At 44.1% G+C, this 16942-nt stretch carries 12 protein-coding genes; 3 read left to right on the top strand and 9 right to left on the bottom strand.

The annotated features are described in order from the left end of the window. Nucleotides 1–22 precede the first annotated feature (22 nt). Both C900_RS15315 and C900_RS15310 read left to right on the top strand, forming a co-directional pair. A complete protein-coding gene (locus tag C900_RS15315; protein ID WP_009580935.1) occupies nt 23–2476 on the top strand; it encodes a penicillin acylase family protein in 2454 nt (817 codons plus the stop codon). Next, the gene (locus C900_RS15310) at nt 2473–2844 is read left to right on the top strand and encodes a hypothetical protein (RefSeq protein ID WP_040496887.1); all 372 of its coding nucleotides are present in this window, start codon (nt 2473–2475) and stop codon (nt 2842–2844) included. The genes C900_RS15315 and C900_RS15310 overlap by 4 nt, the downstream gene beginning before the upstream one ends. A gap of 118 nt (nt 2845–2962) precedes the next feature. On the opposite strand, the gene C900_RS15305 is transcribed toward C900_RS15310, so the two are convergent. Beyond that, nucleotides 2963–3496 carry a DUF4920 domain-containing protein gene (locus C900_RS15305; protein ID WP_040496886.1) on the bottom strand — a complete coding sequence of 178 codons (534 nt, stop codon included), beginning with the start codon at nt 3494–3496 and terminating at the stop codon, nt 2963–2965. A gap of 169 nt (nt 3497–3665) precedes the next feature. Here C900_RS15305 and C900_RS28515 point away from each other — a divergent pair, with 169 nt between their 5' ends. After that, the gene (locus tag C900_RS28515; RefSeq protein ID WP_051052860.1) at nt 3666–4217 is read left to right on the top strand and encodes a DUF922 domain-containing protein; all 552 of its coding nucleotides are present in this window, start codon (nt 3666–3668) and stop codon (nt 4215–4217) included. A 136-nt stretch (nt 4218–4353) separates the two neighbouring features. Here C900_RS28515 and C900_RS15295 read toward each other — a convergent pair whose 3' ends face one another. The 8 genes from C900_RS15295 to C900_RS15260 form a co-directional block, all read right to left on the bottom strand. Further along, the gene (locus C900_RS15295) at nt 4354–5763 is read right to left on the bottom strand and encodes a pyridoxal phosphate-dependent decarboxylase family protein (protein WP_009580930.1); all 1410 of its coding nucleotides are present in this window, start codon (nt 5761–5763) and stop codon (nt 4354–4356) included. A 229-nt stretch (nt 5764–5992) separates the two neighbouring features. Further along, nucleotides 5993–7480 (bottom strand): M28 family peptidase, encoded by a 1488-nt coding sequence (locus C900_RS15290; protein WP_009580929.1) that lies wholly within the window; start codon nt 7478–7480, stop codon nt 5993–5995. Nucleotides 7481–7674: 194 nt separating this feature from the next. Then, the gene (locus tag C900_RS15285) at nt 7675–9099 is read right to left on the bottom strand and encodes a sugar porter family MFS transporter (protein ID WP_009580928.1); all 1425 of its coding nucleotides are present in this window, start codon (nt 9097–9099) and stop codon (nt 7675–7677) included. A gap of 58 nt (nt 9100–9157) precedes the next feature. Beyond that, nucleotides 9158–9952: a glycoside hydrolase family 16 protein gene (locus C900_RS15280; RefSeq protein WP_009580927.1), complete on the bottom strand. Its 795-nt coding sequence runs from the start codon at nt 9950–9952 to the stop codon at nt 9158–9160. A gap of 6 nt (nt 9953–9958) precedes the next feature. Beyond that, entirely contained in the window at nt 9959–12217 is a 2259-nt protein-coding gene (gene bglX, locus C900_RS15275) for a beta-glucosidase BglX (protein ID WP_009580926.1), read from the bottom strand. Between the two features lie 173 nt (nt 12218–12390). Next, a complete protein-coding gene (locus tag C900_RS15270; RefSeq protein WP_009580925.1) occupies nt 12391–13497 on the bottom strand; it encodes a glycoside hydrolase family 16 protein in 1107 nt (368 codons plus the stop codon). A 160-nt stretch (nt 13498–13657) separates the two neighbouring features. Continuing rightward, complete coding sequence (locus C900_RS15265) at nt 13658–15451, bottom strand: carbohydrate binding domain-containing protein (RefSeq protein ID WP_009580924.1); 1794 nt, start codon at nt 15449–15451, stop codon at nt 13658–13660. Nucleotides 15452–15462: 11 nt separating this feature from the next. After that, complete coding sequence (locus C900_RS15260; protein WP_157494045.1) at nt 15463–16941, bottom strand: RagB/SusD family nutrient uptake outer membrane protein; 1479 nt, start codon at nt 16939–16941, stop codon at nt 15463–15465. Between the last annotated feature and the right edge of the window lies 1 nt (nt 16942).

The raw sequence follows: 16942 nt of genomic DNA, 5'->3' as shown, positions 1-16942 counted from the left end.
ACTTGCTAATCCTGAAAACTACATGAGGTTCGTTAAATTTTTGGTCGTTTCAGCCATTGCCATATCTGTTATCTATGCTTTTAGTAATCGTCTTGTTATATCCAATGTACCCATACCGCCTTTGGGGAAATTTTTGGATCCCAATCATGGCTTTTGGCAAAATGCAGAGGTAGATAGCTTTCCATATCATACAAACCTGGAACTCCAAGGACTTAAGAACGAGGTGATAGTAAAATATGATAAAAATGGCGTCCCTCACATTTTTGCTAACAACAACCATGATCTATACATGACTCAGGGCTACATTATAGCTCAGCATCGCCTATGGCAGATGGAATTTCAAACGCATGCTGCTGCGGGTCGTGTATCTGAAATTATTGGAAAAAATGGGTTGTCTTTCGATCGTTTGCAAAGAAGAAAAGGTATGGTAAAGGGTGCAAAAGCCACTTATGAGGCCATGCGAAAAGAGCCGGAAATTAATGAATACCTGGATGCCTATGCTGCCGGAGTTAACCAGTATATTTCCTCTCTGCCCTATGCTAATTTACCTATAGAATACAAACTGCTCGGCTACGAACCCGAAGAATGGACCCCGGTGAAGTCTGCACTCATACTGGAGTACATGATTGACAACCTCACCGGTTATGATGATGACCTTGAAAATACTAATGCGGTGCGATTATTTGGCAAAGAAATGTTTGACTTCCTGTTTCCTGAAAGATTGCCGGGAGTAGACCCCGTGATACCTACAAATATCGGACAACCGTGGGATTTTGAGGTGGTAAAAACTGAGAGGCCGGTATCTTCCGTATCAGAGGATAACATACAAACGGCCTTGCCTAAGCCAGACCCGGACAATGGTAGTAACAACTGGGCCATAGCAGGATCGAAAACAGCAAGTGGAAATGCCATTTTAGCGAATGACACCCACCTTGGCCTTAATCTGCCGTCACTTTGGATCATGCTGCAGTTGCAGTCACCCGATGTGAATGTTTATGGTTATACTTTTACAGGTGCAGCCGGCATTACTATCGGCTTCAACGATTCCATTGCATGGGGGTTTACCAATGCTCCTCGCGACCACAGAGATTGGTATAAAATACAGTTTAAAGACGAAAACGGGTATCAATACTGGCATGATGGCCAATGGAAAGATACATATAAAGAGATAGAAAAAATTGAGCTGCGTGGTCAGGAACCGTTCTATGATACGATCACCTATACGCACCATGGTCCGATAGTTTACGACAAAAGCTTTGGTGACATGGATAGTCGCAAAAACTACGCGCTCAGGTGGATTGGCCATGAGCCTTCTATGGTACAAAAGGCATTACTCAGATTAAACAGCGCTGACAACTATCAGGACTACCTAAGCGCCATTGAGTATTGGGACGCCCCTCCTCAAAACATTGTATTCGCTTCTGTAAGCGGAGATATTGCACTCAGGGTACAGGGTAATTTTACGGCTAAGTGGAAAGAGCAGGGTAAATTTTTAATGGATGGCTCTGACCCAAAAAATGACTGGCAGGCATTAATTCCAAAAGACCAAAACCCATATCAATACAATCCGGAAAGAGGTTTTGTTAGCTCTGCAAATCAGCACTCTGTCGATTCATTATATCCTTATTGGGTTTATGATGCCTCGTATGAATACTATCGCAACAGGACTATCAATAAACTGCTCTCAGAAATGGATAGCGTGACTGTTAAAGATATTATGGAAATGCACCACAACAGCTACAGCATGCTGCCACAAGAAACGCTACCATTGATGTTGGATTCCCTGGACCTCAGTAGTCTAACCGAACAGCAAAAAGAAGTAGTGAATGAATTGAGGCAATGGGACTATAACTACCTGGTGCAAGCTAAGGCTCCTTCATATTTCCAGGCCTGGTGGCGACAGTTCAACCTTGCGCTTTGGGATGAATTCGATCATGACAGCCTGGCTCTGGACGCTCCGGGTGAATACACAACAACCTACATCATGAAAAATTATCCTGATCATGAATTCGTTGATGTAGATTCCACACAAAAGAAGGAGACGTTAACGGAACTGATCAATTATTCCTTCAGACAAGCTTTGGCAACGCTCGAACAATGGAAAGAGGAACGCAAAATGGACTACACCTGGGGTAATTATAAAGGAACTTTCATCCGGCATCTGGCGGACCTGGGAGGGAGTCTGGCGGGTTTTAGCCATTATAATGTACAGGTAAACGGAGTCGCTGACGCCATCAACTCCACCAAGCGTAATCATGGTCCCTCTCAACGGCTGATAGTGGAAATGAGCTCACCTCCCCGGGCATGGGGTATTTATCCGGGGGGGCAATCGGGTAACCCCGGTAGCATCTGGTATGACAACCTGATCGATCTTTGGAGGGACGGCAAGTATATACCCCTGCTATTCATGCCTGACAAAGAGGCGGATAGTGACAAAATATTATTCACACAGACTTTCAAACCCGCAGAAAAATGAGATTTTTAGTCAAAACAATATTAATTGCAATTGGTGGTTATATCGCTGGTTTGTATCTGCCATTTTGGTCGCTGGCGTTGGTCGCTTTTATTGTAAGCCTGATCATCAGAACGAACGGCATATCCTCCTTTCTCTCCGGATTTCTGGCAATATTCGTTATTTGGGCCACCTTAGCGTTCAGTATTGATCGGGAAACACAGTCACTGCTTACAGAGAGAGTAGCCCAGGTTTTTATGGGAATATCGAGTATGACGTTGATCATCATTACAGGTGTAATTGGTGGTCTGGTTGGCGGGCTTGGAGCAGCCAGTGGAGCTTTATTGGTATCGATGACTAACAAGAAGCGTCAGCAGAAATACTACTCATGACCACATTACCGCTACACACAGGTTCCATGCGGCAGTGTTTAGAAAGGAAGAGATGAAAAGAGAATTTCTTATGGGAGAATTCTCTTTTCATCTACTTTTTAAATACAAGATGTTGGACTTATTCGCTGTCTTTAATGATCACCCCGGTAGCAACAAAAGTTACCTCGTCCTTAGGTTCTGTAATGGCATCAATTTCTTCCTGAGACTTTCCTGCATCTTTAGCAAAGTGCTTTAATGTTTCTATATCTGTAGTCACTTTCTTGGCATAGCCTTCCATTACTACATTTTTACCCTCAGCACCATCCTTAGGAACAAAAAAACCATAATCCTTAAAGGTCACTCTCATGTTATCCTCTCCGGGTATATCGACATTCATCCAGCATCCCTTCATTTTACAGGTAGCCAATATTTCGCTATTCACTTTCACTTTCACAGAATCTGCCCTTTCCAGTTGAGCAAGCATCTCTTCCGTTGAGATCACTCCTTCTTCAGTGATTTCTTCTCCAAAGCTGCCCGTTACCCTCATTTCTTCCTCCACAGGCTGCTCAACAGCCACCTCTTCTGTTTCACTTATTTTTTCTGTTACATTCTGGTTGTTATTGCATGCGCCAAGTATCAGGCTCAATACAACTACTGGTACTAGATTTTTCATGTTCTACTATTGGTTTGTTCGATAGAGTTATTACAACTTCCAAAAGTAATCATAAAAATGAAATAATCAGTAACCCCGGTAACTGTCGCGGATTGTACTGTGCGTCATTTTACTGTTAGTGAACTTGCGAGGATAGATTTCGGTTGTACTCAAAAACAAAACAAAGAGTATGCATTCAAAATTGTTGATCTTTCTCAGCTACTTATCTACAACATTTGCCATGGCTCAAACTGACAGCCAGAAGTATATTGAATGGACACCCTCCTATCAATTAAATTGGAATGATTTTGCCGGACAGCCTGGTGCCGGAGCCATTGGTGACGCGGGTACTGCTGTAGCTATTAAAGCTAAGCCCTATATCGAAAAGAGTAAAATACATTATATCGTGCATGCTCTGTTCGACAAGCACAAGTCATGGTATCGCGACAAATCCCCGTCCCTGTTAGCCCACGAACAGCTACATTTCGACTTAGCAGAACTCTACGCAAGAAAGGCCAGAAAAAAGATCATTGAAATAGCCTTGACAGGTGAAACAGATCTTAAAGTATATAATCAAGCGGTACAAAAGATCTTAAATGAGAGCAATATGATCGACCGCCAATATGATGCTGAAACGCTGCATGGTTCAATAACAAAAAAACAGCAGGAATGGAAAGAAAGGGTAGATAAAGAACTTATAGCTTTACAATCTTATACGGATCAACGTGTGGATTTGAAATAGAGGCCAGACTATTGGTTTACTAAAATTTGCCGCTATTTTTCCCTTTAGACAGAAAAATTTGAACGCATAGCACCGATATGGTTTGAAGTTTCAACGTAGTATAAAAGAAAAAGAGGAGTGAATAGCGATCATCACACTAGCGTTCAACAGCCTCTTTAATAACCTCCCATGACCGCCTTACATCAGCTTCCGTTAAATATGTTTGGCCTGTAACCATCCGGAGTACCAGTTTATCACCGATTTTGGTGTGGGTAAGATATATTTTGCCCGAAGCATTCAGTTTATCCATAAGATTTTTATTTCGCTGATTGATCTCTTCCAGGCTTTCTGCCTGATATGGTCTTAACCTGAAGCAGATCAGGTTGAGCGAAACAGTTAACACTTCAAAACCGGAATGTTCCCTGATCATTTCGGCAAGGCTTTTTGCCATATTGATATGTTCCCTGATGATCTTTTTCATTTGGTTTACACCATAACTCCTGATCACAAACCAAAGCTTGAGCGCTCTGAAGCTCCTTCCCAGTTGTATACTCCAATCACGATAGTCCTTTACCTTACCTGTAGTATTTGTCTTGAGGTATTCCGGCAATATACTGAAGGTATTGCTCAAGGCTTTTTCGTCTTTCACAAAGTAGGCCGAACAGTCAAAATTAACAAACATCCATTTATGCGGATTGAATACAAAACTGTCGACATCTTCTATCCCTTCAATCATCCATCGGTACTCCTCCAGGATAAGCGCTGTGCCGGCATAGGCCGCATCTACGTGCAGCCAAAGGTCAAACTCCCTGCACACGGCGGCTATTTCCTTTAGAGGATCAATGGCAACAGTTCCAGTGGTGCCAATAGCTGCCACCACCGCCAGTGGCTGGAAACCGGCCTCTATATCCTTTCTTATGGCCTGACGTAGTAAACGGATATCCACCGCCTGATTATCATCGACCCCTACCTTCACCAGGTTATTATTACCAGCACCCATAATCTTTACTGCTTTCTCTACAGAAGAATGGGTTTCCGCTGAACAATAAATACGCATAGGTTTTTGATCAAAAAAACCGTTACTGTTCACTCCGAAATTCGATTTTTTCTCCCTGGCAGTTATTAAAGCACACAATGTGGCAGTAGATGCCGTATCCTGAGTAACACCGGAAAAGGACTCCGGCAATCCTATCATGTCACGCAGCCAGATCATCACCTTTTCTTCCAGTTCAGCCGCTGCCGGTGAGGTATCCCATATCATACACTGGGCTCCAAGCGCTGAAGTTAGCATTTCCCCAAGAAGTGAAGGAAAACTGGTATTGGATGGGAAATAAGCATGAAAGGCGGGGCTCTGCCAATGGGTAATACCTGGCATAATGATATCCTCAAAATCCTTCAGTATCCGAGACATCTGTTCGCCCTCTTCGGGGGCTGCTCCATCCAGCTTATTAAATATCTCACCCGGACTTACCTGAGACCTAACAGGATAATCACGAATATTTTCATAATACGAGGCTATCCACTCTACTATTTCGTGTCCATACTTTTTAAATTCTTCTATATTCATTTCTGGCTTCTGGCTTCTGGTTTCTAGCTTCTGGTTGCTGGCTTCTGGTTCTCTAGCTAACGGGTTTCTGGCTGCTGGTTCTTGCTTCTGGCTGCGGTATTCTGGTAGTTTCTTGTTACTGGTGGCTGGGTTTCTGGTCGATTGTTGCTCACTGATCACTTGTCATTGGTCATTAGTTGATTTTTGATTATCCCTCCTGAATGCGATTACTGATTACTGATTACTGAGATTACCGATCAGTACCATAAAGTTTCTGCCCTGCCTCGTAATACTTATCCCCTTCTACCCAAACCGGAGTAGCATCAGCATTGGCAATATTCCTGCAAGACAAGACATATGATCGGAAAAACTTTTCCAGGTAATCGTAATCCAGTGTTTCGGGGTTATCAGTTACCTGGTGGTAGTACTTGAAAACCTCTGCGTCAAAAGCAGTAAATCCCAGGCTGAAGGTAGGTGCTGGAATGCCCTTTGCTGCAAAATGTACATTATCAGATCTGTCAAACAGATTTTGCTCCGGCGCAGGATCATCGATAGCCGTCAAACCGAAAGCTGCACAAGCATCTTTGATGTGCTGGGAAGCTGTAGTCCTCTCCAAACCCACAATTGTAGCTTTGGTTGTATCATTATACGAAGCATTGTCGCTGTTAAAGCAGTAAACCGATTGCTCCAGGGGTATCAAAGGGTGCTCAACATACCATTTACTTCCCAAAAGCCCCTTCTCTTCTGCTGTAAAAAGTATAAACAGGGCCGATCTTTTTGTGGGATACCTGGCAATATTCTCTGCTGCGCTAAGGACAGTGACAGTCCCCACCGCGTTATCGCGGGCACCGTTAAAAATAGAATCGCCTTCCGCATTGGGAGCACCAACACCTACGTGATCGTAATGTGCAGAATAAATAATGAATTCCTTTTTCAATTTGGGATCTGTACCTTCAACCATACCCACCACATTTCGTGAAGTCAGCGTCTTGTTATCAATACCATTCACTGTTAACTTCACTTTCAAATTTTCTCCCACCTTTAATGTTGTGAGCATTTTGGAAGTATCATTGACCCATAGATGAGCCAAACCATCTTCCTCCTCACTTCCATTAAAGATCGTCATTTTTTCATGATTGAGGTATCCACTCACCGAACTCCAGTACTGTGGGTTGAATTCGTGTATCTCTAACAAGGCCAGTGCGCCAGCTTTTTGAGCCAGTCCTCTTTTTTGAAGTGCCAGTTTAAACAAACTGCCCGGGTCTGTCTGATCAGGTCCACCTGCATAGGTAACCACGACTTTCCCTTCCACATGCTTTCCTTCAAAATCCTCCGCAGTTCCATAGTTCAGAAATACTGCTTGTCCGGCTGTTACTATGTTGTCTCCCTTTAACAGCGCAAGGTTCTCCTTAGCAAAGTCTGTGCTACCAATAGATGCTTTTATAGATGTAGGGACAGTGACATTCTTCAGCTTCACATGTTGAAAATATCCTTCTTCAGCTCCTTTCACCGGCTGCACACCATATGCTTTGAACTTATCAGCGATATAATCCGCAGCCTTTTCAATTCCCGGCGTACCTGTTTCACGCCCCTTGAGCTCATCAGACGCCAGATAATAGATGTGGTTCTTAATATCCTGTTTATCCACAGTGGCCTTTACCTTTTCGATATCTGTCGACTGCGCCAGTGCTATAATGCCGATCAAAAAGCAGCCAGCGGTTAATATTGATTTTTTCATAATGGATGTTTTTATAGAGAAACTGTCAAAATAAACAAAAAAATCATCCTGCCGTAAGGAAGGATCCCACTAAGATGGATGCATTCGCTGTGTTCTTAGTAAGATCCTTCGCAAAGCTGAGGATGACTTCTTTTTTAGGACACCTTCCTGCACGGTAAACGTACATAAATAAGGTGAAAACGGGAAAAATTTTATTAATGTTTCAACCAAAGCCCATCCATTTCTTCCAGGGTCTTTCCTTTGGTTTCGGGTATCATTCTCCAGGTAAATAGTATTGTTACAATACACAAAGTGGCAAAAATAAAATAAGGCAACGCGCCATTAAAAATATCGCTGTTGACCTCACTGCCATTAATTATCGGGAAGGTGTTAGCTACAATAGCATTAAACAGCCATTGTGCTGCAACCGCTATTGACATGGCCGCGCTTCTTACCTTATTAGGGAATATTTCAGAAAGCAACACCCAGGTAACAGGTCCCATTGACAGTGCAAATGAACCGATAAAAGTAAGCATGCCAATTAGCGATATTAACCCCAGTTGGTTGAGGTAAATGGAAACCCCCAATGTGCCAATACCAACGAACATACCGGTGGTACCCAGGATAAGCAATGGCTTTCTGCCCCATTTATCCACCTGGTAGATAGCTACAAAGGTGAACACCAGGTTGACTGCCCCTAACAATATCTGTTGCTTAAGTGCGTCCTCAGGGCCGTAGCCAAGTGCGTTACTGAAAATTTCGGCACCATAGTATAATATAGCATTAATACCCGTCACCTGTTGCAATATTGAAAGTGTAATACCAATGAAAAGCACAAGTCTCATACTTTTCGAAAAAACAGAAACCTTCTCTACCTTGGTTTCTCTAAAAAGTGACTCTTTGATCTCTTTATATTCACGTTCTGCTTCTGCCGGTGAGGATGTAACTTTGGCAAGTACAACTTTAGCTTCTTCATCGCGTCCTTTCATCATGAGCCAACGTGGGGTATGAGGAACAAAGAAAAGAAGTATGAAGAACGCCAGTGCGGGTATTAATTCCGACCAGAACATCACTCTCCATCCCCTGGAAACATTGTAATCATGTAGCTCTTCAATTTCGCCCGGACCAAGTTGAGAAGTATCACCACCACCAATGAAATAGGTTGCCAGGAACACAACAAAAAACCCAATAACAATGGCCAACTGATAATAAGACACCAGCCTTCCCCGCTCCTTTGGAGGGGCTACCTCCGCGATGTACATTGGCGCCGTCATAGAAGCTATACCCACACCGATACCTCCTATTATTCTGAAGATCACTAACACAGTTAATGAATCAGGAATCCCTGATCCCCAAGCTGAAATGGCAAAAAGGAACCCCGATAATATAAGCGAGTACTTTCGACTAAACCGGGAGCTTAAATATCCGGCAAAAAGAGCACCAAGGAGACATCCGTACAGGGCACTACTCACAGCCCACCCCTGCTCGGCTTTTGAAAAGCTAAAATATTCGGTAAAGTACAGTTGAGAACCTCCGATAACTCCCGTATCATAACCAAACAAAAGACCTCCAAGAGTGGCTACAACGGTTATCCCTAAGATAAAGCGCTTATAGCTTCCCGGTTTTGCAATTTCATTCATAGTTTCAAATTTTGTGGTTAGTTGTTATGTAATCCTCTTATTATGAGGAGATTAAAATTCAATTTTCATACACTCGAATATAATCAATTTCCATTCTCTGAGGCCATATAGAGTTGTCCACTCCATATTTCCCACCCCAGTCACCGCCAACTGCTATGTTGAGTATAAGGTGAAACTTGCTATCAAATGGCCAGCCGTCCCTGTTATCACCATTCTTATAGACCGTATAGAATTTCTCACCGTCTACAAACCAGCTAATATGCTCCGGCCCCCAGTCTATTGCATACACATGAAAATCCTTATGGATGTTGGCAATCTCCACACTGTCTGATTTTTGCGTACCAATTCGATGATTATATTTTCCGGTATGTATAGTACCGTAAACGGTACCCATATTATACCCTACATGCTCCATAATATCGATCTCGCCATCCATTGGCCAGTCTAGCTTCCGGTCCAGCGTTGGCAACATCCATATTGCCGGCCATGTGCCTTTTCCATAGGGTAGCTTTGCCCTTACTTCAATATAGCCATACTTCCAATCGCCCTTGCCGGTGCTTACCACTTTAGACGATGAATATGCATAAGGCATATTTTCCTCCCGATGGGCCTCTATAATCAGCTTACCATCTTCTACACGTACATTCTTCTCATCATCCGTATAATATTGGAGCTCATTATTGCCCCATCCACAAATCGTTGGACACCCGTCACCCATTTCAAATCCCCACCTGGCAGTATCGGGCTTTCCTTCGTAATTGAATTCGTCACTCCAGATCAACTGCCCGGTTTGTCCCTCAGCCGACACCACAAAAGAAAGGCTTAGGAGCACAACAAAAAATAAAGATTTCATAAAATTTTAATTTTTCAAAACAAAATGCTGTTCTTTTACATTTTTCGAGTCAGATCCGATGAAAATTTGAAAATCACCCGGCTCAATTCCGTAAGTCATATCATGCCTGTAAAATGACAGGTCATCGGATGAAAGCGTAAAGTCAACTTTCACGGTCTCTCCGTTTTTGATCATCAGCTTCTTAAAACCCTTCAATTCCTTTACAGGCCTGGTAACGCTACCCACAAGATCGCGGATGTAAAGCTGCACTACTTCCTCTCCATCATAAGGCCCTTCATTGGTTATGCTAACAGAAGCTGTTATGCTTTCACCTGCATTTAACGTATCAGCACTTAGTGTAATATCAGAATATTCGAAAGTAGAATAGCTCAAGCCATAACCAAACGGGTAGAGCGGTGAGTTTTGTACATCGCGATACTTGGACCTGTAGATACGCTCGCTCAGCGGTTCGGAATAATCTCCCTCGTATGGGCGGCCGGTATTCTTATGATTATAGTAAATGGGTACCTGCCCTACGTTGCGCGGAAATGTTACGGGCAGCTTTCCCGATGGATTGTAGTCACCAAACAACACGTCAGCCGCTGCATTACCCGCTTCTGAACCTAGCGTCCAGACTTCTAAAATAGCCGGTATGTTTTCATCCAACCAGCTCAGGTCAAGTGGTCTGCCACTCATTACCAATGCGACAACAGGCTTCCCGGTTTTTGCAATTTCCATCACCAGTTCAGGCTGTATCCCTGGTAGCCGTATATCTGATCTTGATCCTGCTTCGCCATTCATCACAGCACTCTCACCCACTGCAAGAATTACCACATCTGCTTTTTTTGCAATATTTACAGCTTCAGCAAATTTATCTTTGCTGCGATCGTACAAATTGCAGCCTTCAGCATAAAGCACCCTTGACTGGCCACTCACGGCATCTTTTATACCCTGCAGGAAGGTTATGGGGTGTTGTGCTTCACCAAAAAAAGACCATGTACCATTCATATCGGCCTGATTGTCAGCAAGAGGACCAATAACTGCAATAGTCCCAATACTTTTTTTCAATGGAAGTAACTTTTCTTTATTTTTAAGCAATACAATCGACTTTTTAGCCACATCACGGGCAGCCTCCAGGTGTTCCACTGCCCGGATATTATTCTTTTCCCGTATTGTATCACTGTAGCGGTAAGGGTCATCAAACAATCCCAGGTCATATTTTAGCTTAAGAACGTTTCGGACTGCCTCATCAACAAACTTAATATCCAGCTTTCCTTCGTTAACCAGCCGGGGTACCTCCTCAAGGTAGACATCGCCCATCATATCCATGTCTACTCCGGCTTTCAACGCCATCATGGCTGCCTCCGCATTGTTGGCGGCATTTCCATGGGCCACCATTTCATTAACAGACTGCCAATCGGAAACCACCATACCTTTGAAGCCCCACTCTTTTCGTAAAATGTCTCTGAGCAGAAACTGGCTTCCCGAAGCCGCAATGCCATTCAACTCGTTAAATGACGTCATGATGGTAGCTGCACCTGCATCTATGCCCGCCTTGTATGGTGGCAGGTACATCTCGCGCAACAGACGTTCTGACATATCCACAGTATTGTAGTCGCGTCCTCCGTCCGGAGCGCCATAAGCAGCAAAGTGCTTCACACATGCTGCCATAGTTTGTGGGTCTGTGAGTGATTGTTCCTGAAAACCTCGCACACGGGCTTTGGCTACTTCTGACCCCAGAAAAGGGTCCTCCCCTGCACCTTCTGCAATACGTCCCCATCGCGGATCCCGGGATATATCCACCATAGGGGCGAAGTTAAAGTTGATGCCTGCCGCAGTTGATTCGATAGCTGCTACCCGCTCGGCCTTTTCTATAGCCTCCAAATCCCAACTGGCGGCTGATGCCAAAGGAATAGGGAATACCGTTTTGAAGCCATGGATCACATCTGCGCCAAAAAGTAGTGGTATACCTAACCGAGACTCCTCAACAGCTATTTTTTGAAGGCGACCGGTGTATGCGGCTCCATGGACATTGAACAAACCGGTTAATTTTCCCTCCCGGATCAGTTGATCAAACTTATCAGATTCTGTTGTTCGCACTGTTGGGCCCGTATTGAAAAGGTCACCTACATAGAAATTCAGTTGTCCTACCTTTTCTTCCAGGGTCATTTGCCGGATTAAGGCTTCTATTTTCGGATTTTCATAGGTTTGAGGTTGATTTCGATTTCCTTCTGTCAGACATCCGTAGAAAATGAAGCTAATAAAAAAGAGTGGTATTTTTTTCACATCAAGTAATTTAAAAGGTTCTAAGAAAATAAAACAGTTGGCAGCACGCCAACCAATGAAACCAGTCCAACCCCTCAGACTCTTTCACTGGAAGGCATGCCGCAACATTATTGGAGGTTATTTTTTTAGCAGGCAGTGACAAAAGCCTCGGCACACCTGCCCCGGCATTGAAACTATTGGTCCTGAAATACTCTTACGTAATCTACCACCATACGCTGGGGAAATGTAGTAGAATCGTCAGGGCTTCCAGGCCAGTTACCACCAACAGCCACGTTAAAAATAAAGAAGAAATCATTCCTGAATTCACTGAGTTCAGCGGGAGTGATATCTATTTCATGATACTTAATATCATCTATGTACCAGGTGATGCTGGAGGCATCCCATATAATAGTAAACACATGAAACTCATCCGCCAAAATGCCTGAACTTAAGGTGTAGTGACCACCATAGCTGGCATATTCGCCTGCATTTTGCCAGTGAACTGTACCATGAACGGTGTTATCCTTTCCTGTACCCCCTATCATCTCCATAATATCTATCTCTCCGCAAGCTGGCCAGCCTACTGTGCTAAAGTCTGACCCCAACATCCATAGCGCAGGCCAGATGCCCTTCCCCTTTGGTAATGCAGCACGTATATCGATCCTCCCATATTGAAAGGTCTGCTTATCTTTGGTAATGATCCTTGAAGAGGTATATTCCTGCCCCTGAAATGACTCTTTTTTGGCTGTAATGATCAGGTAGCCATCGCGAACTTCCGTATTTTCCTGCCTGTAGTATTGGAGTTCATTATTTCCCCACCCGTTACTACCGGTACCTATCTCGAATGTCCAATCTGAACTGATGCCACTGCCATTAAACTCATCCTGCCATACCAGGTCCATACCTTCATAGCTCTCAGGGGTGGTGTAACCTGTGGCGGGTATATCGTCACTTTTTTCCTCCACTTCTACTACTACCTCTTTTTCCACACTCACAAATACTTCTGCTGTAGCATGTGCCTGAACAGTCACCACATAGGTGCCGGAAACTGAATAGGTGAAGGCAGCCTTTCCATCATTTGAGATTATGGGCTCATCGCCACCGTTGCCTTCTCCGAAATAGTAGCTGTAGTAGTTGGTATTATCTGCCGATGCATGGAACGTCACTAAACCTGACCCCTCATTATTCGCTTCCACTGTGACCACCAGATTGGAAGGTGGCACCAACTCTTCCGTAGGTTTGTCCTCCCCACATGCTGAAGCAAAAAGGAACAGTAATACGGCTATTAAACTTTTTTTCATATTATGGATTTTCTATAAGTAAAGTACTGCCTGAAAGGTTGGCCACAGAGGCCAGTCAAAGACTTCGGAGAGACTTTCTCTGTTAACTCTGATCATCTCTGAGACCTCTGTGGTTAACTAAACCCACTTAATATTTTATGACAACAACTTTTGTTTTTATTTACTGTTGGCTGATATCATCAAAATAGAACGTACCTGCATTGGAAACATTCCACCCCGGGAATACCACCACACGGGCATAGGTATCTGTAGCCGCAGGTGATACATCGAATTGTACCTCTACCCAGGTATCGGCAGTAGTTACATCCGCGTCCACCTCATAGAAGTCGGTATTATCCGATATATTCTCCAACTTTAACCGGAAAGTACCTGTCTGAGGAGCATAAACCTTTATCGATATAGTGGTCTGCGTGCTCAGGTCTAATGGTTCATCCAGGTCTACAAAAAGTCCCGCCCAGGTTTCTCCCCCGTGAACAGTCTCAGCCACCCTGGCACTGGTGTTGATACCTGAAGGATCAGGATTATCCACCACGGTGTAAGAGCTGCCTCCAAATGTGCTAAACACTGGCTCCTGAGATTCAAAATCAACAGGCAGCGCTACCGGAGGTGTTGCCTGGCGGATATCGTCAATATAAAATGTGCCTCCATTGTTGTTATCAAAATCCAGGAACATGGCTATTTTATCATAGGTATCAGAAGCTGCTGCCGAAAAGTCAAAAGTCAACTCTTCCCACTCGTTGGTTTTTGTGACATCGGCAAATACCTCTAGGGCAGTGGCAGTACCATCAACAGACTCAAGTTTAAATAATGCTCTGCCTGTCACCGGAGAGTAGACTTTGTACTTGATAAACTTATGAGTCGAGAAATCGATTTTACCATCCAACGTAGTCTCGATACCTGCCCAGTTACCATCCAGGCCTTTCACATACTCTCCTACTTTAGCACTGGCGTTGATACCGGAAGCGTCAGGATTATCTATTACCTGATATGTTGATCCTCCAAAACCATTGAAGGGAGGCACATCACCTTCGAAATCAATAGGCAAACTTGAAGTGGCAGGTGACAGTGGTGGCTCAGGAGAATACCCCTTCCTGATCAGTCGGTGATACCAGGCCAGATTGGCGCTGGCAGCATCTCTGAATCTTATGAACATCTCATCTTCCGTAATGGATAGTATCTGATATTGACTCACACCAGTGGCATAACCGATAAATCCTCCGTTGGTAATATTGATAAACTTATTGCCATCACCGTCTTCACTAATGGCATAATTCATGTTCTCAGGAGCGTTATAAGGAGCGGTAAAATCTCCCACTGATGCCTCTGTAGCTCCCGCAAAGTTGGGTGCTTGTGCCCCATTCAGGTAAACATTCCCGTTTGTTTCCTGCACAAATTTCGATTGGTTCAGAAAAAAGGTGAATTCGTCATCATACATCCCCCCACCTTCTTTTTCGTTAGCGGCCGCAGCGTACCAATCGGGGGTATAGGTAGGTCCACCCACAGCGGCTGTTGCCGGTCCTACACCAAAATGCCCTGCTCTACCGGCATCGATCACCCAGGTTTTACCCTCAGGAAAACCACAACCACCTGTCAGCAACTGCAACAGCTCTACATTACATATTTCCGGATCGGTCTCGTTTATGGTAACACTCTCGGATGTACTCACAGAACCCCCACCGGTATAAATAGTTAGTGTAACAGTATACTCGCCCTTAAAAGGGTAATATGCCGTAACATTATCACCTTCTGCAGTTGCCCCATTTCCAAAGTCCCACTTCTTTAAAAAGGCCGAGGAGCTATTGGAGAAATCAACATAATTGGGGCTACCTCCTTGTGGCTGGCTGGTAAACACTGCCTCGCCCTCTGCAGGAGGAGCATCCAGCTCATACTCTTCCACACAAGCGTTAAGCGCAAGTGCGAACAGTATCATGAAATATTTACTTAAATTTTTCATATTCATATTTTTTAATACCCTTTATTTTGAGCCCATCCGGCACCTGCAAGATCTATTTCGTCCTGAGGTATTGGGAATAGCTCATTTTTATTGCTCTTGAAACCTTCAATTTCATTGGCAGCTCTACCGGTTCTTACCAGGTCGAAGAAGCGATGCCCCTCTCCTGACAGCTCAACCCTGCGCTCGTGGTATATGGCTTCTGTCAACGCTGCTCCGGTAGCATTTACGGCTGGCATATCCACACGATCTCTGACTTCATTGAGATACAAACGGGCGGTTGCATCATCAGATGCTGCCTTTCTATTATGAGCTTCCGCAGCCATTAAAAGTACATCAGCATAGCGAATAGCCACATAGTTCAAAGGACTGGTAAGGTCAGTATCCGGCAGGCCCAATTCATCCTGTCGTTTAAGGTATTTATTGTTGTAGTATCCTGTGTGTCCACCTGCACCTTTTACATAGCTGATTTCATCGGGATTCTCCTGATTAGCAATAAAAGCCTCGATATCAAGCACTGATGCTTCCAATCGGGGGTCACCAACTTCAAATTCATCAACAAGGTCCTGTGTCGGCAGATTATAACTATTACCATCTGCGTAGATAGGGCCGTTATATCCTCTGATACCATGGAAGCCAACAGCGGCATGTCCTTCAAGGCAAACAAAGCAACCATAACTTCCTCCTTCCAGTGCTACATATTGTACATCGAAAACCACTTCTGAGTTATGCTCATTATCTAGCCGGAACAGTGTACCAAAATCATCAAACAGACCATATGGACCCTCATTGATCACCTGATCCAATGCCCCTGCCGCTTCGACAAATTCGTTCTGATAGAGGTGGGCCTTACCTAAAAGGGATAATGCAGCTCCTTTTGTAACCCGCCCTCTTACTGGAGATGTCCAATCCAACACACTGGCGGCATAAGTCAGATCTGCTTCTATCTGGTCGTATACCTCTGCTGCCGGTTTCCTGCTAAGGCCAGATACATCATCACTACTTAATCGTTTATCTACCACCAGCGGCACATCTCCGAAAAATTTCACCAACTCGAAATAGTAATAGGCTCTCAGAAATGCTGCTTCACCAAGTACTCTTTCTTTACCTGCGAAATCGATATTATCCTTATTTTCGAAAATAAAATTGGCTCTGGTAATACCTGCGTACATCCATCTCCAGATGCTTCTCAGCTCGGCATTTACTCCGCCATGGGTCATCGCATCAATTTGATGCAGACCTTCGCTGTCGGTAACGCTCTCACCTCCGGCTATGGCATTGTCAGAAGCAATTTCGCCAATCCACAAGCTCAGGTAGGAAGTCTGAAGCAGGTCGTATGCTGCTGTCAATGCTTTATCATAATCTTCGGGAGCTTTAAAGAAGTTATCCGCATCCCGGGTGTACTTTGGTTCTATATCTACATAGTCTTCACAGCTAAATGAAGCCACCATGCAGATCAGTAACATTATTGTTGTTTTAAATAAATTTTTCATC

Source organism: Fulvivirga imtechensis AK7, from assembly GCF_000331535.1.
Classification (GTDB): domain Bacteria; phylum Bacteroidota; class Bacteroidia; order Cytophagales; family Cyclobacteriaceae; genus Fulvivirga; species Fulvivirga imtechensis.
Note: the sequence above shows the minus strand (reverse complement) of the source record. Positions and strands in the feature narration are given on the sequence as shown.